This is a genomic window from Streptomyces lucensis JCM 4490 (assembly GCF_014650035.1).
Taxonomy (GTDB): Bacteria; Actinomycetota; Actinomycetes; order Streptomycetales; family Streptomycetaceae; genus Streptomyces; species Streptomyces lucensis.
On sequence record NZ_BMUE01000001.1, the window covers coordinates 73,089 to 91,028 of the forward strand.

The 17,940-nt window shown below is 71.9% G+C and carries 16 protein-coding genes and 1 tRNA gene; 11 read left to right on the top strand and 6 right to left on the bottom strand.

Going from position 1 to position 17,940, the window contains the following annotated elements:
* Positions 1-6 precede the first annotated feature (6 nt).
* The 3 genes from IE177_RS00355 (at position 7) to IE177_RS00365 (ending at position 2,200) form a co-directional block, all read left to right on the top strand.
* Positions 7-654: a GNAT family N-acetyltransferase gene (locus tag IE177_RS00355; protein ID WP_190012629.1), complete on the top strand. Its 648-nt coding sequence runs from the start codon at positions 7-9 to the stop codon at positions 652-654.
* 183 nt (positions 655-837) lie between these two features.
* Complete coding sequence (gene sepX, locus IE177_RS00360; protein ID WP_190012630.1) at positions 838-2,034, top strand: divisome protein SepX/GlpR; 1,197 nt, start codon at positions 838-840, stop codon at positions 2,032-2,034.
* 92 nt (positions 2,035-2,126) lie between these two features.
* A tRNA-Ala gene (locus tag IE177_RS00365) sits at positions 2,127-2,200 on the top strand.
* 49 nt (positions 2,201-2,249) lie between these two features.
* On the opposite strand, the gene IE177_RS00370 is transcribed toward IE177_RS00365, so the two are convergent.
* A complete protein-coding gene (locus tag IE177_RS00370) occupies positions 2,250-2,726 on the bottom strand; it encodes a GNAT family N-acetyltransferase (protein WP_190012631.1) in 477 nt (158 codons plus the stop codon).
* A gap of 78 nt (positions 2,727-2,804) precedes the next feature.
* On the opposite strand from IE177_RS00370, the gene IE177_RS00375 reads away from it, so the two are divergent.
* The gene (locus tag IE177_RS00375; RefSeq protein WP_190012632.1) at positions 2,805-3,608 is read left to right on the top strand and encodes an exodeoxyribonuclease III; all 804 of its coding nucleotides are present in this window, start codon (positions 2,805-2,807) and stop codon (positions 3,606-3,608) included.
* A 9-nt stretch (positions 3,609-3,617) separates the two neighbouring features.
* Here IE177_RS00375 and IE177_RS00380 read toward each other — a convergent pair whose 3' ends face one another.
* A complete protein-coding gene (locus IE177_RS00380; RefSeq protein WP_190013319.1) occupies positions 3,618-4,238 on the bottom strand; it encodes a MerR family transcriptional regulator in 621 nt (206 codons plus the stop codon).
* A 200-nt stretch (positions 4,239-4,438) separates the two neighbouring features.
* Between IE177_RS00380 and IE177_RS00385 the strand changes: the two genes are divergently transcribed.
* From IE177_RS00385 to IE177_RS00400, 4 genes are all read left to right on the top strand, one after another.
* The gene (locus IE177_RS00385; protein ID WP_190012633.1) at positions 4,439-6,067 is read left to right on the top strand and encodes a flavin-containing monooxygenase; all 1,629 of its coding nucleotides are present in this window, start codon (positions 4,439-4,441) and stop codon (positions 6,065-6,067) included.
* Positions 6,064-7,005, top strand: coding sequence for an alpha/beta fold hydrolase (locus IE177_RS00390; RefSeq protein WP_190012634.1), 942 nt, complete (start codon positions 6,064-6,066; stop codon positions 7,003-7,005). Before IE177_RS00385 ends, IE177_RS00390 begins: the two co-directional genes overlap by 4 nt.
* Positions 7,002-7,886 carry an SDR family oxidoreductase gene (locus tag IE177_RS00395; protein ID WP_190012635.1) on the top strand — a complete coding sequence of 295 codons (885 nt, stop codon included), beginning with the start codon at positions 7,002-7,004 and terminating at the stop codon, positions 7,884-7,886. Before IE177_RS00390 ends, IE177_RS00395 begins: the two co-directional genes overlap by 4 nt.
* 86 nt (positions 7,887-7,972) lie before the next feature.
* Positions 7,973-8,224 carry a hypothetical protein gene (locus IE177_RS00400; RefSeq protein WP_190012636.1) on the top strand — a complete coding sequence of 84 codons (252 nt, stop codon included), beginning with the start codon at positions 7,973-7,975 and terminating at the stop codon, positions 8,222-8,224.
* A 208-nt stretch (positions 8,225-8,432) separates the two neighbouring features.
* On the opposite strand, the gene IE177_RS00405 is transcribed toward IE177_RS00400, so the two are convergent.
* Positions 8,433-11,882 carry a S41 family peptidase gene (locus tag IE177_RS00405; protein WP_190012637.1) on the bottom strand — a complete coding sequence of 1,150 codons (3,450 nt, stop codon included), beginning with the start codon at positions 11,880-11,882 and terminating at the stop codon, positions 8,433-8,435.
* Positions 11,883-12,063: 181 nt separating this feature from the next.
* Between IE177_RS00405 and IE177_RS00410 the strand changes: the two genes are divergently transcribed.
* Both IE177_RS00410 and IE177_RS00415 read left to right on the top strand, forming a co-directional pair.
* Positions 12,064-12,669, top strand: coding sequence for a TetR/AcrR family transcriptional regulator (locus IE177_RS00410; RefSeq protein ID WP_190012638.1), 606 nt, complete (start codon positions 12,064-12,066; stop codon positions 12,667-12,669).
* 103 nt (positions 12,670-12,772) lie between these two features.
* Complete coding sequence (locus IE177_RS00415) at positions 12,773-14,980, top strand: MMPL family transporter (RefSeq protein ID WP_190012639.1); 2,208 nt, start codon at positions 12,773-12,775, stop codon at positions 14,978-14,980.
* An 80-nt stretch (positions 14,981-15,060) separates the two neighbouring features.
* Here the strand turns inward: IE177_RS00415 and IE177_RS00420 are convergent, their stop codons facing one another.
* Genes IE177_RS00420 through IE177_RS00430 form a run of 3 tightly spaced genes read right to left on the bottom strand, consistent with a single transcriptional unit; the run spans position 15,061 to position 17,250 of the window.
* Complete coding sequence (locus IE177_RS00420) at positions 15,061-15,561, bottom strand: hypothetical protein (RefSeq protein WP_190012640.1); 501 nt, start codon at positions 15,559-15,561, stop codon at positions 15,061-15,063.
* Positions 15,562-15,565: 4 nt separating this feature from the next.
* On the bottom strand, positions 15,566-16,705 hold the full coding sequence (locus IE177_RS00425; RefSeq protein ID WP_190012641.1) for a hypothetical protein: 1,140 nt from the start codon (positions 16,703-16,705) through the stop codon (positions 15,566-15,568).
* Positions 16,705-17,250 (bottom strand): hypothetical protein, encoded by a 546-nt coding sequence (locus tag IE177_RS00430; protein ID WP_190012642.1) that lies wholly within the window; start codon positions 17,248-17,250, stop codon positions 16,705-16,707. The genes IE177_RS00425 and IE177_RS00430 overlap by 1 nt, the downstream gene beginning before the upstream one ends.
* Before the next feature lie 141 nt (positions 17,251-17,391).
* On the opposite strand from IE177_RS00430, the gene IE177_RS00435 reads away from it, so the two are divergent.
* Positions 17,392-17,904, top strand: coding sequence for a YbaK/EbsC family protein (locus tag IE177_RS00435; RefSeq protein WP_190012643.1), 513 nt, complete (start codon positions 17,392-17,394; stop codon positions 17,902-17,904).
* Positions 17,905-17,940: the final 36 nt, after the last annotated feature.

Below are 17,940 nucleotides of genomic sequence, written 5' to 3' on the forward strand. Positions count from 1 at the left end.
CCCGTCGTGCTGGCGGACGGCGATGTCGTCCTCCGGCCGATAAAGATGCGCGACCAGCGGGTCTGGCGCGAGGTGAACCGGCGCAACCGGGACTGGCTGCGCCCCTGGGAGGCGACCATCCCGCCGCCCACCCCGAGCGGACCGGTCACCCACCGGCCGACCTACCGGCAGATGGTCCGGCACCTGCGCTCCGAGGCCGGCGCGGGCCGGATGCTGCCGTTCGTCATCGAGTACCAGGGGCAGCTCGTCGGCCAGTTGACGGTCGCCGGAATCACCTGGGGGTCGATGTGCTCCGGGCACATCGGCTACTGGGTGGACGAGTCGGTGGCCGGGCGCGGGGTGATGCCGACGGCCGTCGCACTCGTGGTGGACCACTGTTTCCGCAGCGTCGGGCTGCACCGCATCGAGGTCTGCATTCGCCCCGAGAACCGGCCTAGCCGCCGGGTCGTGGAGAAACTCGGATTCCGCGAGGAGGGGCTCCGGCCGCGTTATCTGCACATCGACGGAGCCTGGCGCGACCACCTGGTCTTCGCGCTCACCGCGGAAGAGGTGCCCGAGGGAATGCTCGCGCGCTGGCAGCGGAGCCGCGCCCGGCAGCGGCGGCACTCCGAGCGGGAGAACACCCCGGGGAATCCCCCCGGTCCCCGGAATTGAATATTTGTTCGAAAATGAGCGCCGGTTCATCGTCCTCCGACCATCTCAGGGCATTCAATTCACGGCTGCGACGGTCCGCTGATCGCATCGGACGCAAAAAAAGCTGGAAATATCCGCCGGATCGTGCGACACACCGGCCCAATTGGCCGATGCCCCCGTGCAAACCCCTCTACCGTGTGAGACGTGAGCAGCAGCGGCCTCATCTACGCAGTCATCGTCGGGGCCTGGGCCGCCTACTTGGTGCCGATGTGGCTCCGTAGGCAGGACGAGCTGAACGAGGCCCGTCCGACGGAACGCTTCAGCACCGCCATCCGGCTGCTGTCCGGACGGGCGGGGATGGAGCGCCGGTACGCCAAGGACCTGCGGGCGCGCTCCGCCCAGGAGGGGGAGCCGGGCGCCGGCGACCCGGACGCCGTCACCGACACGGTGGACGTCCGGGCCTTCGCCATGCCTCCGACCCGCCGTCAGGTCCGTGCGCAGACCGGCCCCGAGACGCCCTCCGGCGCGGAACCGGCACCCGACCACGCCGATCCTCCGGCGCCCCGACAGGTCTCCGTGCCCGCGCAGAAGCGCGGGCCGGCCGCGCCGCGCACCGCCTCGGAACAGGCGGCCGCGGCACGGGCCCAGCGCACGAAGGTGCTCGCCCGCCGCCGGCGCACCACCGTGATGCTCTTCCTCGCCTTCACGCTCGGCGCGATCGTCGCCGCCGTCGGAGGCCTCGCCTTCCTGTGGGCGCCCGCCGCGCCCGCCGTACTGCTGAGCGCCTACATCGCCTACCTCCGCTCCCAGGAGCGCCACCGCTTCGCCTACCACATGGACCGCCGCCACGCCGAGGCCGCGGCACAGCGCCTGCGTGAGCGTCAGCCCCGCCGGCGCATCCCCGTGGACCCGGGCCCCGGCGTGGACGACCCGGAGGAGGGTCCCGTGACCGGCACGGACACCGGGTCCTCCGCACTCGCCGCCGACCGGCGCGCCCTCGTCGAGCAGACCGACCACGCCGAGTGGGTCGACCAGCAGCGCGAGCGGCAGCGGCGGCCCGGCCAGGGAGACAGCTGGGACCCGGTGCCGGTGCCGCTGCCGACGTACGTGACCGCGCCGGTGGCCCCCCGGGCCGGCTCCGACGTGGACCTCGGCGCGCCGGACACGTGGAGCTCCGCGCGCAGCAGCCCGGTCGCCCCCGAGCAGGGCCACGCACCGGAGGCGGGGGCGCAGGAGCCGCCGTTCGAGGAGAAGCCGGCGGACGGCCGCGGCGACATGCTGCCCCGCGCCCGCGGCCGCTCGCGCGGGGCGTCCTCCGGGCGCCGTGCGCGGGAGCGCGGACGCACGCCCCTCTTCGACCAGTACGAGGACGGCGACCGCCCCCGCGCGGCCAACGAGTGATCACCGTCACCCCCGCGGAAGCCGCCTCTGACCAGTCCGGGAACGGATTTCCAAGCACCCCGTCGGGGATGCTAAAGTTTCACTCGTTGCAAGGGCCTGTGGCGCAGTCCGGTAGCGCACCTCGTTCGCATCGAGGGGGCCAGGGGTTCAAATCCCCTCAGGTCCACGCAGCATGAAGCCCCGGTCGGTGAAAGCCGACCGGGGCTTCAGCTCTTTCACAGGTGCTTCGCGAAGCAGAGGCTCTCCGGGTAGTGCCGGTAGTAGCCGAACTTGGTGCAGGGCTCGTAGCCGCTGGACGTGTACAGCGCGACGGCCTCCGGCTGCTTGGTGCCCGTCTCCAGGACCATGCGGACCCGGCCCGCCATGCGCGCGTCCTCCTCCAGGGCGGCGAGCATGCGCCGGGCGAGGCCCCGGCCGCGCATCTCGTCGATCACGAACATGCGCTTGAGCTCCGCGTCACCGTCCTCGTTGCCCTCGCCGTTGCTGTCCTGGCTGCGCCAGCCGCCGGTGGCCACGGGGCGGTCGTGCTCGTCGTAGGCGATCAGGTACACGCCGCAGGGCGGGTCGAAGTCCGTCGCCTCCAGGACGGTGGCGTCGCCGCCGTCGCCGTAGCGCAGGTCGTACTCCGTCTGGACCTCGTCGTTGAGCTTGACGGCGTCAGGGTGATCGAAACGAACAGGGCGAATAATCATGCTGGGTATCGTACTTCTATGCGATGGCCGGGCCTCTGGCTGTGAGGTCACCGACCAGTGTGCCGGTATCGTGCCCTGGTGCTGACTGTGACCTCGGTGAACGTGAACGGGCTGCGGGCCGCCGCCAGGAAGGGCTTCGTCGAGTGGCTCGCCCGGACCTCCGCGGACGTCGTCTGCCTGCAGGAGGTGCGGGCCGAGCCGCACCAGCTGCCCGAGCAGGTGGGGCAGCCCGACGGCTGGCACGTCGTGCACGCGCCCGCCGCCGCCAAGGGCCGCGCCGGCGTCTCCCTCTATACGCGGCGGGAACCCGACCGGGTCCGGATCGGCTTCGGATCGGCCGAGTTCGACGGCAGCGGGCGCTACGTCGAGGCCGACCTGCCCGGCGTCACGGTGGCCTCCCTCTACCTGCCCTCCGGCGAGGTCGGCACCGAACGGCAGGACGAGAAGTACCGTTTCATGGGCGAGTTCCTCACCCACCTGAAGGCACTGCGCGAGCGGGCCGCCGCCGACGGGCGCGAGGTGGTCGTCTGCGGCGACTGGAACATCGCCCACCAGCAGGCCGACCTGAAGAACTGGCGCGGCAACACCAAGAACTCCGGCTTCCTGCCCGAGGAGCGGGAGTGGCTCGGCCGCGTGCTCGCCCCCGAGGACGGCGGCTACGTGGACGTCGTACGGGCCCTGCACCCCGGCGTCGAGGGTCCGTACACCTGGTGGTCGTACCGGGGGCGTGCCTTCGACAACGATTCGGGCTGGAGGATCGACCTCCACGCGGCCACCCAGGGTCTCGCCGCCAGGGCGGTCAAGGGCTTCGTGGAACGTGCCGCCACGCACGCCGAGCGGTGGAGCGACCACGCCCCCGTGACGGTCGTGTACGACCGGTAAGAGCGCCGCTCAGTCCCGCTTGTTCATCCGCCGGTCCAGGGCCAGGGACAGTTCCGCCTCCACCACGCTGCGGGCCAGGGGGCGCAGGCGGTGGAGGTCCTCCTCGGGGGCGTGGCGGAGGATCAGGGCCGTGAAGAGTTCGGCCAGGGCCTCGGCGTGTTCGCGGACGCGCCGGCCGGCCGTCAGGACCTCCGCGAGCGGGATGCCCTCGCGGACCAGGGCGGAGGAGACGTCCAGCAGGCGGCGGCTGATGTGGACGATCTCGTCGCCGTCGGTGCCGAGGTAGCCGAGGTCCATGGCGGCGGCCAGGTTGTCGGGCGTGACCTCGCCCTCGAAGCGGGCGGCGAGCTCCTCGGGGGTGAGGCGGACCGGCTCCTCCTCGGTGGGGGTGCCGACGCCGAGGAGGTCGGCGACGTCGCGGCCGTGGTCGAAGGCCTCGGCCAGCTCCGCGATGCCGTTGAGGGTGTGACCGCGCTCCAGCAGGGCGGCGATCGTGCGCAGGCGGGCCAGGTGGTGCTCGTCGTACCAGGCGATGCGGCCCTCGCGGCGGGGTGGTGGGAGCAGCTTGCGCTCGCGGTAGAAGCGCAGCGTGCGCACGGTGATGCCGGCCTGCCGGGCCAGCTCCTCCATGCGGTACTCGCGCCGGGCCTGTGGGGCTGCCTCGGGTTGTGCCTCCGGGTGTTCCGCGTCCTCTGCCACGCCCGCAGCCTATGTTGTACCGCCGGTAACTTCCTTCCCCCGACCCCTACCGCTCGGTACGGAGCTGCTCTACAGTCCCATTGCGCCAGTGTTCACTGGCAGAGTCCAAGGCGATGCGTGGAGGCTTCGGGATGGCCGAGCACGAGCATGTACGGGTGGCGGTGATCGGGTCCGGGTTCGGCGGCCTGGGGGCCGCCGTACGGTTGCGCCGCGAGGGGATCACCGACTTCGTCGTCCTGGAGCGGGCCGACAGCGTCGGCGGCACCTGGCGGGACAACAGCTACCCCGGGTGCGCCTGCGACGTGCCCTCCCACCTGTACTCCTTCTCCTTCGCGCCCAACCCGGAGTGGCCGCGCACCTTCTCCGGGCAGCGGCACATCCGCGCCTACCTGGAGCACGTCACCGACCTCTTCGGGCTGCGTCCGCACATCCGCTTCGACTCCGAGGTCAAGCTGATGACCTGGGACGGCGAAGGACTGCGCTGGCACATCGAGACGACGCGCGGCACCCTGACCGCCGACGTCGTCGTGTCCGCCACGGGGCCGCTGTCCGATCCGAGGATCCCCGACCTCCCGGGGCTGGAGTCGTTCCCGGGCAAGGTGTTCCACTCCGCCCGCTGGGACCACGACTACGACCTGCGCGGCAAGCGGGTCGCCATGGTCGGCACCGGCGCCTCCGCCATCCAGATCGTGCCCGCCATCCAGCCGCAGGCCGGCCGGCTCACGCTCTTCCAGCGCACCCCGCCCTGGGTGATGCCGCGCATCGACCGCGCCATCAGCGGGCCCGAGCGGTGGCTGCACCGCCGGCTGCCCGTCACCGCCCAGGCCCGGCGCGGGCTGCTGTGGGGCATCCGGGAGCTGCAGGTGCAGGCGTTCACCAAGCGCCCCGACGAACTCGGGCTCGTCGAACGGATCGCCAAGCGCAACATGGCGCGCGCCGTCAAGGACCCGGAGCTGCGCGCCAAGCTGACCCCGGACTACCGCATCGGCTGCAAGCGGATCCTGCTGTCCAGCGAGTACTACCCGGCACTGGCCCGGCCCAACGTCGACGTGGTCGCGAGCGGCCTCAGCGAGATCCGCGGGTCCACGGTGGTCGCGGCCGACGGCTCCGAGGCCGAGGTCGACGTGATCATCTTCGGTACGGGCTTCCACGTCACGGACATGCCCATAGCCGAGCGGGTGGTCGGCGCCGAGGGCATCACGCTCGCGGAGTCCTGGAAGAACGGCATGCGGGCGCTGCGCGGCGCCTCGGCCGCCGGGTTCCCGAACTGGATGACGATCATCGGGCCCAACACCGGGCTGGGGAACTCCTCCATGATCCTCATGATCGAGTCCCAGCTGAACTACATGGCCGACTACCTGCGCCAACTGGACGTCCTGGGGGTTCCCCCAGGCCCTCAAGGCACCGGAGGAGGCCGTGCGGCCCTCGATGCCCGGCCGGCGGCCGTCGAGGACTGGAACCGCAGGGTCCAGGACCGCATGAAGCGGACCGTGTGGAACACCGGCGGCTGCACCAGCTGGTACCTGGACGCGAGCGGCCGCAACACCACCATCTGGCCGGGTACGACGACCGAGTTCCGGCGCGCGACCCGGCGGGTGGACCTCGGGGAGTACGCGGTGATCCGCGCGGGCTCGGCGGGCGACGCCGGCCCGGCCGGCGCCGGGGAACGGAGCCGGGCGGGGGAAGGAAGCGGGGCCGGTGACGGAGGCGGGGCCGGGAAACCGAGCGGCGCCGCGGAGCAGAGCGGGGCCACGGCGTGAGCCGCGGCCGTGCCGGCTCCGTCCTCTCCGGCCCCTACGCGCCGCCCACCCCCTCCCGGGTCCTGTCCGTCGCGTCCGCCGACGGCGCGCGGCTGCACGTCGAGGTGCACGGGCCGGACGACGCGCCCGCCGTCGTCCTCGCCCACGGCTGGACCTGCTCGACCGCCTTCTGGGCCGCGCAGATACGGGAGCTGACACCCGGCCACCGGGTCATCGCGTACGACCAGCGAGGGCACGGACGCAGCCCCGCGAGCCCCGTGTGCAGCACCGAGGCGCTGGCGGACGACCTGGAGGCGGTGCTGGCCGAGACGCTCGCGCCCGGTGAGAAGGCCCTGGTCGTCGGCCACTCCATGGGCGGGATGACGGTCATGGCCGCCTCCACGCGCCCCCGCTTCCGGGAGCACGCCGCCGCCGTCCTGCTGTGCAGCACGGGCAGTTCGCGGCTGGTCCCGGAGTCGCTGGTGGTGCCCCTGCGCGCCGGCCGCCTCCGCACCTGGGTCACCGGGCGCGTCCTCGGCTCGCGCGCACCCCTCGGTCCGGTCACGCCCCTCGCGCTGCGCATCCTCAAGTACGGCACCATGGGCGCCGGTTCGGCCCCGCACATGGTCGAGGCGTGTGCGCGGATCGTGCACGCCTGCCCGCGCGCCGTGCGCCACGCCTGGTCGCGCGTGCTGGCGGTGCTCGACCTCGACCACGGAGTACGGGAGTTGCGCGTGCCGACGGCGGTCGTGCACGGCATGGCGGACCGGCTCACGCCCCCCGGGCACGCCCACGCGCTGGCCGCCGCTCTGCCCCAGTGCGTCGGGCTCACCGAGCTGCCCGGCGTCGGTCACATGAGTCCCGTCGAGGCACCCGGACCGGTGACCGGCCGGATCCGGGAACTCGTCACCACGTACGTCGCGGGGGGCACCCCCGTCGAGATCAAGGAGGGCGCATGAGCAGGGTCAGCCTCGAAGGGCAGGTCGCGGTCGTCACCGGAGCGGCGCGCGGCGTCGGCGAGCTGCTGGCGCGCAAGCTCTCCGCACGCGGCGCGAAGGTCGCGCTCGTCGGGCTGGAGGAGGAGGCGCTCAAGGAGGTCTCCGGGCGGCTGCACAGCGAGAGCGCCCACTGGTACGCCGACGTCACCGACCACGAGACCATGAGCCGGGTAGCGCAGGAGGTGAAGGAGCGGTTCGGGAAGGTCGACATCGTGGTCGCCAACGCCGGTGTGGCGACGGGCGGCCCCTTCGTCGACTCCGATCCGCAGGCCTGGCGGCGGGTGATCGAGGTGAACCTGATCGGGTCGGCGGTGACCGCCCGCGCGTTCCTGCCGGTGCTGGTCGAGAGCCGCGGATACCTGCTCCAGATCGCCTCGCTCGCCGCGATCACGCCGGCGCCGATGATGACGGCGTACTGCGCCTCCAAGTCGGGTGTGGAGGCGTACGCGCACAGTCTGCGCGCCGAGGTGGGCTACCAGGGCGTGCGGGTCGGCGTCGGGTACCTGTCCTGGACCGACACCGACATGGTGCGCGGTGCCGACCAGGACGAGGTGATGCGCGAACTGCGGCAGCGGCTGCCGTGGCCGTCCAACAAGACGTATCCGCTGGGTCCGGCGGTGGACCGGCTCGTCGCCGGGATCGAGCGGCGGTCGGCGCACGTCTACGGGCAGTGGTGGCTGCGCGGCATGCAGGGCGTGCGCGGGTATCTGCCGGCCCTCATCGGAACGGTGGGCCAGCGCGAGATGAAGCGGTTCGCGCCGCGGCTGCAGGGGATGCGTTCGGGGCTCGTCGGCGCAGGTGGGGAGGCGGACGAGGCGGCGCGTGCTACGCACCGTAACTGATCGACATGCGCAGCGTGTTGGCCCGTGTGAATCTGGTCGAGGCCCCACCGAGGGGCCCCGGACACTCACCACAGGAGTGAACCCACATGGGTATGAAGGACCAGTTCCAGGACAAGGCCGGCGAGATGCGCGAGCAGGGCAAGGAGAAGATCGGCCAGGCTCGTGAGCGCGGCCAGCAGCACTCGCAGCGGGGCGGCCAGCAGTCGCAGCGGGGCGGCCAGCAGCCGAACCGCGGTGGCCAGCAGCCGCAGTCCGAGCGGGGTCGCCAGAACATGCGCGACATCGAGGACACGGAGCAGGAGATGGACGACCGCTTCGACCGCGACTACGACGCGTAGGCGCTGCGCTCGGCCTTGGCCGGGTGATGTGGGGCGCCCTTCCTTCGGGGAGGGTGCCCTTCCTCCGCGTCGGGATTCGGGTGCGGGCTCGTGGGGGCTGCTCGCGCAGTTCCCCGCGCCCCTTGGACGTGCGGGTTCGTGTGGGCTGGTCGCGCAGTTCCCGCGCCCCTGGTTGCGCGGCCTTCGGCGCGCAGAGCCTTCGGGGCGCCTACGGCTGTCTCGGGGGGAGTTCGGGGCGGGTGCGGTTGGGGGTGTCGGTGTAGTCGGGGGGGTTGGCCGCGGGGTTGGTCTCCAGGAGGGTCAGGGCCAGTTGGACCGCGTCGTCGAGTTGGGCGTGGCGGCCCTCCGCCCAGTCCAGCGGGGTGCGCAGGATCTCCAGGTCGGGGGCGACGCCGTGGTTCTCGACCGACCAGCCGTAGGCCTCGAACCAGGCGGCGTTCATCGGCACCGTGATGACCGTGCCGTCGCCCAGGCGGTGCCGGCCGGTCATGCCGACCACGCCGCCCCAGGTGCGCTGGCCCACGACCGGGCCGAGCTTCAGCACCTTGAAGGCGGCGGTGATCATGTCGCCGTCGGAGGACGTCGCCTCGTCCGCCAGCGCCACCACCGGGCCCCGGGGCGCGTTGGAGGTGTACGACACCGGTTGCGCGTCCCGGGTCAGGTCCCAGCCCAGGATCGTACGGGTCAGCTTCTCGATGACGAGTTCGCTGATGTGCCCGCCCGCGTTGCCCCGCACGTCCACGATCAGCGCCGGCCGGGACACCTCCATGCGCAGATCGCGGTTGAACTGGGCCCAGCCGGAGCCGCCCATGTCGGGGATGTGCAGATAGCCGCACTTGCCGTCGCTCAACTCCCGCACGACCGCACGGCGCTTGGCGACCCAGTCCTGGTAGCGGAGCGGGCGTTCGTCGATGAGCGGGACGACGGCGACCCGCCGTGCGCGCCCGGCCTCGCCGTCGGCGGGCCGGAACGTCAGCTCCGTCGTCGTGCCGCCCGAACCGGCGAGCAGGGGGTAGGGGCCGGTCACCGGATCGACCGGGCGGCCGTCGACGTGGGTCAGGACGGCGCCCTCGCGGATGCCCGTGCCGGCCAGCGGTGAACGGGCCTTGGAGTCGGAGGAGTCGCCGGGAAGGATCCGCTTGACCGTCCAGCCCCCTTCGCGGTGGACGAAGTTGGCGCCGAGGAGGCCCTGGAAGCGCTGGTAGTGGGGCGGGCCCTCGTTGCGGCGGGCGGCGGTGACGTAGGCGTGGGAGGTGCCCAGTTCGCCCAGGACCTCGCGCAGCAGGTCGGCGAACTCGTCGGGGGAGGCGACCCGTTCGACCAGCGGCCGGTACTGGGCGAGCATCGCGTCCCAGTCGATGCCGCACATGCCCGGGTCCCAGAAGTAGGCGCGGATGAGGCGTCCGGCCTCCTCGTAGGCCTGGCGCCACTCGGCGGGCGGGTCGGCCTGGTGCAGGATGCGGCGCAGGTCGATCCACACGGTCGTGTCGCCGTCGCCCGCCTCGGTCGAGGGCGCTGCCCGCAGGTCGCCCTCGTCGACGACGACCAGCCGGGTGCCGTCGCCGCTGACCGCGAACCAGTCGAGGTGGCCGACGAGTTCGGACTTCTTGGCCTTGCTGATGTTGAAGTACTCGAGCGTCGGGCGGCCTGTGGTGTCGTCGGGGCTGGCGAAGGTCTCGCCGAGCGCGCCGGAGATCGGCCAGCGCAGCCAGACCAGTCCGCCGCCCGCGACCGGGTGCAGCGAGGAGTACTTGGAGGCGAAGACCGGGAACGGCGTGACCCTGTTCTCCAGGCCCTCCACCTCGACGGTCACCGTGCCCGTCTCGCCGGTGTCCTGGTCCTCCAGCGGGTCCAGCCCGCCGGCGGCCGGGCGGCCCTCGGGGTTCAGGGCGAAGGGGGACGGGGTGGCCGAGGAGAGGGGGACGAGGTAGGGACGGCAGCCGAGCGGGAAGGACAGGTCGCCGGTGTGGACGTCGTAGACCGGGTCGAAGCCGCGCCAGGAGAGGAACGCGAGGTAGCGGCCGTCGCGGGTGAAGACGGGGCTCTCGTCCTCGAAGCGGCCGTTGGTCACGTCCACGATGTGCCGGTCCTTGATCCGGGCCAGCTTGATCTGGCGCAGGGAGCGGCCGATGCCGGGGTGGGACCAGGTGAGCCAGGAGCCGTCGGGGGAGAAGGCGAGGTCCCGGACGGGCCCGTTGCCGGACCGGACCAGCTCGCTGACGGCGTCACCGTCCGCTTCCTCCCGGGCCGCGGCCCCGGCGGCGTCCTCGGCCTCCACTGCGTCCGCACCGACCCCGGCCTGCCCGGCCTGCGTCGTCGCTCCGGGCTCCGTGGCCTGCGTAGTCTCGGCTGCCTCCGCGACCCCCGCTTCCACCCCGCCCACGTCCGCCGGCGCTTCCCCCGCTCGCCCCGTGCCCTCCGCGCCGTCCACCCCCTCCGTCACGTCGATCAGCAGCAGGCGTCCGTCGTGCGAGGCGATGGCGAGGCGTTCGCCCAGGGGGTCGGAGACCATTTCCAGGACCCGGCCGAGGCGGCCGGAGGCCAGGCGGCGGGTCGCGCGCTCTCCGGTCGCGCGGGGCAGCCGGACGATCTCGACGGCGTCCTCCCCCTCGGCGTCCGTCACGTACGCGACCTGCCCGGTCGAGCCCAGCATCTCCGGCAGCCGTACCCGGACGCCTGGCGTGTCGGTGATCGTGCGGGCCGGGCCGTCGCGGTGGGTGAGCCAGTACAGGCTGCCGCGGACGACGACCGCGCTCGCCCGGCCCGTCTCGTCGACGGAGATGCCGTCCACGTTCTGCGCGGCCGGCACCTGGTACCTGCGCCGGCCGGTGGCCGGTCCGGCGAGCCGGACGTCGAGCCTGCGCGGTGTCCCGCCGGGGGAGAGGTCGTCCACCAGCCACAGGTCGCCCGCGCACTGGTAGACCACGCGGGTGCCGTCGGTGGAGGCGTGCCGGGCGTAGAAGGCGTCGTGGTCGGTGTGCCGGCGCAGGTCGGTGCCGTCGTGGGCGCAGGAGTAGAGGTTGCCGACGCCCTCGTGGTCGGAGAGGAAGGCGATCCGGCCGCCGACGAACATGGGACAGGCCAGATGGCCGTCGACGTCCGCCAGCAGGCGTTGCCCGTGCAGCCAGAGGCGGCCGGTGGCACCGCCGCGGTAGCGCTTCCAGGAGGCGGGCTCGTGCGGCGGGGTGCCGGTGAGCAGCAGGGTCTTGTGCGCGCCGTCGACGTCGGCGACCTGGATGTCGGAGACCGGGCCCCAGGGCAGTTTGCGCCCGGGGTCGCCGTCCGTGGTCACCTTGTAGGCCCAGGTGAAGTAGGAGAAGGGCTCGCCGTGGGAGGCGACGGCCAGGATGTCGCAGCCGCCTTCCCCGCCGGGGGGCGTCCAGCCGCGCACCTGCGTGTCGACGCTGCCCCAGTACGTCAGCTGCCGGGCCGGGCCGCCGTCGACGCCGACGAGGTGGATCTCGGGGACGAGGCTGCGCCAGGACGTGTAGGCGATCGAGCGGCCGTCGGGCGAGAAGCGGGGCGCGCCGGCCTTCGTGCGGTCCGCCGTGAGCCGCCAGGCCCGGCCGGGCGCGTCGAGGGGGGCCAGCCAGAGGTCGTCCTCGGCCACGAAGCACAGCAGGTCGCCGTTGAGGTGGGGAAGGCGCAGATAGCTCACCTCCCCATGCTTCGCCGGGCCTACGACCCCAGCAACTCGTGGCCGACTCGTTGGCGGCTCTTTACGGGAACCCGACAGGCGTGACCCAGCGCACGTACGAAACCGTTTCGTTTCGCAGTCTGGGAGGGCTATTCTCGTAGACGTACGAAGCGGAGAACTCCGGAGCAGGAAGGTGACTGGCATGACCGAGGCCGTGGCAACGGCGCGTCGCAGCCGGATCACACCCGAGCGCGAGGCCGAGCTGTACGAGGCCGTGCTCGACCTGCTCAGAGAGGTCGGCTACGACGCCCTCACCATGGACGCCGTCGCCGCCCGCACCCGCTCCAGCAAGGCCACGCTCTACCGCCAGTGGGGCGGCAAGGCCGAGCTGGTGGCGAAGGCGGTGCGGCACACCAAGCCGGCCTCCTCGGCCGACGAGGTCGACACCGGGTCGCTCAAGGGCGATCTGCACGCGCTCACCTTGCGTGCGGACGACTGCGAGATGGAGCAGAACTCCGCACTGATGCGGGGCCTGGCCATGGCGACCCACTCCAACCCGGATCTGCTCGAGGCGTTCCGGGACCACCTCATCCAGCCGGAGATGGCGGAGTTCCGTCGTGTGCTGCAGCGCGCGGTCGACCGGGGCGAGGTCCGTGCGGACAACCCCGCGATCGACTTCGTGATGCACATGATGATCGGGGCGTTCGCCGCCCGCACGATGATCGACGAACAGCCGCCGACCCAGGCCTTCCTCCTGTCGTACGTCGACGCCGTGGTCCTCCCCGCCCTCGGCGTTTCCACCAGCTGAACCCCTCTCTTCCCCACCAAGCGCACCACCTGACGTCACCGCTCGCGTCGTCGGGCTGATCGCCCCTGCCCAGATCCCACGACCTGACCGGGAGTACGCCTCCGTGGCCACGTTCCTCTACAAACTCGGACGCCTCGCCTTTCGGCGACGGCACTTCGTCGCCCTCATATGGGTCGCGCTCCTCACCCTCGCCGGGGTGGGCGCGGCCTCCGCGCCCGCCGCCGGCAACACCTCCTTCTCCATCCCTGGCACCGAGGCCCAGAAGGCCTTCGACCTGCTGGAACAGCGCTTCCCCGGCATGAGCGCCGACGGCGCGACCGCCCGGGTCGTCTTCAAGGCACCCGGCGGCGAGAAGATGACGGACGCCGCCAACAAGGCGACCGTCAAGAAGACCGTCAAGGAACTGGGGCGCGACTCCGAGGTCGCCTCGGTCGCCGACCCCTACCTCGGTCACGCCGTGAGCAAGAACGGCACGATCGCCTACGCCTCGGTGAAGTACAAGGTCTCCGGCATGGAGCTGGAGGACTCCTCCCGCGACGCGTTGAAGGAGGCCGCGCAGGACGCGCGGGACGCGGGCCTCACCGTCGAGGTCGGCGGTGACGCGCTGACCGCGACCCCCGAGACCGGCTCCAGCGAGGTCATCGGTCTCGCGATCGCCGCGGTCGTCCTCGTCATCACCTTCGGCTCGCTGCTCGCGGCCGGGTTCCCGCTGCTGACCGCGGTCATCGGCGTCGGCATCGGCATCTCCACGATCACCGCGCTCGCCAGCACCCTGGACCTGGGCACGACCACCTCCACCCTGGCCTCGATGATCGGCCTCGCCGTCGGCATCGACTACGCCCTCTTCATCGTCTCCCGCTACCGCGCCGAGCTCGCCGAGGGCCGCGACCGCGAGGAGGCGGTCGGCCGCGCCGTCGGCACGGCGGGCTCCGCGGTCGTCTTCGCGGGCCTGACCGTCGTCATCGCCCTGGTCGGCCTGTCGGTCGTCAACATCCCGATGCTCACCAAGATGGGCGTCGCGGCCGCGGGCACGGTCGCCATCGCGGTCCTCATCGCCCTCACCCTGATCCCGGCGCTGCTCGGCTACGCGGGCCGCAAGGTCAAGCCGGCCGGCGAGAAGAGCAAGCTGCTCGGCGGTGGCCGTACGCCCAAGAAGCCGGGCCGCCCCAACATGGGCACCCGCTGGGCGAGCTTCGTGGTGCGCCGTCCGGTGGCCGTCCTCCTGCTGGGCGTGATCGGCCTCGGCGCGGCGGCGATCCCGGCCGCCTCCCTCGAACTCGGCCTGCCCGACGACGGCTCGCAGCCGGTCTCCACCACCCAGCGTCGCGCCTACGACCTCCTCTCCGAGGGCTTCGGCCCCGGCTCCAACGGCCCGCTGATGGTCGTGGTCGACGCCAAGGGCAGCGACCACCCCAAGGCGGCCTTCACCGAGGTCGGCGACGAGATCAAGGGCCTGAAGGACGTCGTCACGGTCACCCCGGCCGCGCCCAACAAGGCCGGCGACACCGCGACGATCACCGTCGTCCCCAAGTCCAAGCCGTCCTCGACGACGACCGAGGACCTGGTGCAGGCCATCCGTGACAAGGGCGCGGACATCACGCGGGAGACCGGCTCCGAGATCCTGGTCACCGGCTCGACGGCGATGAACATCGACGTCTCGCAGAAGCTGAACGACGCCCTGCTGCCCTACCTCGCCCTGGTCGTCGGCCTGGCCTTCCTGCTGCTGATCGTGGTCTTCCGCTCGGTCCTGGTCCCGCTGAAGGCGGCCCTCGGCTTCCTGCTCAGCGTGCTGGCGGCCCTCGGCGCGGTGGTCGCGGTCTTCCAGTGGGGCTGGCTGTCCGGCCTGATGAACGTCGAACAGACCGGCCCCGTCATGTCGATGATGCCGATCTTCATGGTGGGTGTCGTCTTCGGTCTCGCGATGGACTACGAGGTCTTCCTCGTGACGCGGATGCGGGAGGCGTACGTCCACGGCGAGGAGCCCGGCCAGGCGGTGGTGACGGGCTTCCGGCACGGCGCCCGGGTCGTGACGGCCGCCGCCGTCATCATGATCGCCGTCTTCTCCGGCTTCATCGGCTCCAGCGAGGCGATGATCAAGATGATCGGCTTCGGCCTCGCGGTCGCCGTCTTCTTCGACGCGTTCATCGTGCGCATGGCCATCGTGCCGGCGGTGCTCGCGCTGCTCGGCAAGCGGGCCTGGTGGCTGCCCAGGTGGCTGGACCGCGCGCTGCCCAACGTCGACGTCGAGGGCGAGGGCCTGCGCACCGCAGGGGAGCGCAACGACGCCGACCCGGAGCTGGTACGCGCCTGACGTACCGCTCCTGCGGTGACGGCCGGTGAGGGTGCCCGTGGGGACGGGGCCGCACCCTCACCGGCCGTCGCGCGTCCGCGTCAGGTGAGCCGCAGGCGGAACGCCGGGCAGACGTCCGGGTCGTCGTCCTCGTAGAGGTGGGTCCGCTTCGAGTCCGTGGCGATCGACAGCGCGTCGAGGGTGTAGCCGCGCAGGAAGAGCCTCGGCTCGGTGATGAAGAGGTGGACCTGCGCGTGCTCGCCGGAGCGGGTCCCTCCCTCCACGTCCCAGGTGCCCTTCCCGTCGAACGTGTCGCCGAGTTCGCCCCGGTACCAGTCCCCGGTCGGCCAGTCGTGGACGGTGACCGTGCCGCCTGGCTTGCCGCCGGACGTCTTCAGGGTGATCGTCGCACCCTTGGCGTGGCCCTCCCCGACATAGGTGCCGGCCAGTTCACCGGAGGTGGCGGAGACCGCCTGCTTCCCCATGCAGGCCTCCACGGAAGAGGCCGCGGAGGAGCAGCCGGCCAGGGGAGACAGCAGCCCCAGCACGGCGGCGGCCGTCACCAGGCGCGGACGACCGCCCGCCGGGAGGACTCGGGACACGGGTTCACTTCCCCTTCGCCGGAATGCGCTCGGTCCAGACGATCTCCTGGTCCACGGACGAGAACACGCCATCATCGCGATTGAACTTCTCGAGCCAGTCGTAATAGCCGACGTAGTGCAGGAACGACTCGTTGCTCGTGTTGTTGTGCAGCTTGTACTCGACGACCAGCGAACCGTCGGGCTCCTGACCCTTGACCGTGTAGTGCAGGTTGTACGAGCCGGTGAACGCCTCGCCGAGATGGTCCTCGTCCCCGGTGACGATCGCGGGCAGATCCGTGGTGACCAGCTTCTTCAGCGCGCCCAGCTTGCCGCTTTCCGAGATCGAGTACGACACGTTGCCCTCGGGCTGGCCGTCGCCGCGGAACTTGTCGAGCGTGTCCGCGCGGAGCTTGTCCATGCTCTCACTGGACCGGATCAGCTCGGTCATGTCGTCACCGCTGTGGTACTCGCGGTGCCGGGCGCCGTCCCCGGTCACCCAGTCCCAGCCGAGGGAGTACGGGTCGTCCGAACTGAGCCCCGGGTAGGGGTTCTTTCCCTGCATGGCGAGGTTCAGCGCGTTGTACTCGTCCTCCCCGATCCTCTTCGTCGAGTCGATGTCCCGGAACTTCGGGTCGTCGTTGAACCACTGGCCGAGGCCGATGTCGGCCATCAGGCTGTAGGCGAGGTCGCGGTCGGCCGTGACGCCGCGCTTGAGGGCCTGCGCGATCTCGCGCTCCGCCGTCTCGATGGCCTTCTGCTCCTTGTCGGTGAGCTCGGCCTTGCAGGCGCCTCCGACGACGTCGGGGGCCAGGGTTCCGTCCGTGTTGATGTGGACGCCCTGCGCCGTGGCACGCCGGACGGCGTCCTTGAGATCCTTCTGGGCGGCCTTGAGATCGACCACCGCGTCCTCGACGACACGGCGCACCGCGTCGGCCACCTTCGTGGCGTCCTCCAGCTGACGCTGGATGTCGTCGATCATCTTCCAGGCGTACGGGGCCGCGGCCCCCTCCCAGTAGCCCTTGTCGCGCAACGGACTGAGCGCCTCGTCGTGCACACGCTGGCCGAGCCCCTTGATGTCCTTGTGGATGGACTCCCAGCGGTCCGCCAGGTCGTCCAGCGTCGACAGGTCCGCGGCCAGCAGGTCCTGGTAGAAGGTGCCGGCCATCAGTAGTCCTCCAGCGCCGAGCGGATCCGCACCTGGTTCGCCGTCTGCCCGACGGCGACGTCGGTTCTGGTGTAGGTACCGTCGCTCGACCGCAGGCTCTCGGCGATGTGGGCCAGCCATGCCGTCACCGTGCCGGCCTGCCGCTCCCACTGCCGGTGGGCGAGCTGGATCGCCAGTGCGGACTCGAACACCCCCAGGGCGCGCACGGCCTTCGACGCCGGGCCCTCCAGGGATGCGGCGGGCTTGTAGAACGCGTCGTAGATGTCGTCCAGCTGCCCGGCGGCCTTCTTGAGCACGCCGGGCGCGATCTTCAGCCGGTCGCCCGGCCGGCCGGGCGACGGCGGCTTGATGAGCCCGGGCGTGTCGGGCTGCAGGGACGGCCGGTCCAGCGGATCGGCCGTGCTGCCGGCGGACGGAGCGGTGTAGTGCCCCTCCCAGCCCGGGAGCACGTGGTGCCGTTCGATCTCGTCCGGGGACAACGGCAGTTTCGACTGCCCCGGCTCCGGAAGCCTGTCATCCCCTTGTACGTCTTTGTGTTCGCTCATGAGAGATCCCCCGACCCCCGTCTCGCTGATGTCATGGAGCGCAGCAGCAAGATAATCATGACGACGGCCGAAGATCACACCGGGCTTCGCGGGCGTTAATCCCCGTGAGCGCGATGCGGGCGATGTCGTAGCGTGCACACCATGACGACAGCCGCCACCGGCGCGGAGGACCGCGGAGCCCACCCCCGGTTCGCGCAGGCCCTGCGCGCGCTGGGCCTCGACGACGTGCTCGCCCGGACCCGCCGTTTCCCGGACACCACCCGCACCGCCGCGGAGGCCGCCGCCGCGATCGGCTGCGAACTGAGCGAGATCTGCAAGTCACTGGTCTTCGCCGCCGACGGCGTGCCGGTGCTGGTCCTGATGGACGGCGCCTCCCGCGTGGACGTGGAGCGGGTGCGCGAGGAACTGGGTGCCGGGAAGGTCACCCGCGCCGACGCCGGTGTCGTGCGCGAGACCACCGGGTACGCCATCGGCGGCGTACCGCCCTTCGGGCACCGCACGCGCACGCGCGTCCTCGCCGACCGCTCGCTGCTCGCGCACGATGTGGTGTGGGCGGCGGCCGGGACACCGCACACGGTCTTCCCGATCGCGCCGAAGGACCTCGTCGCCCACGCGGGCGCCGGCCTGGTGGACGTCCGCGAGCGGACCGCGTGACGCCGCACGCGGGGTAGTCGTCGGGGCGAGGAACGG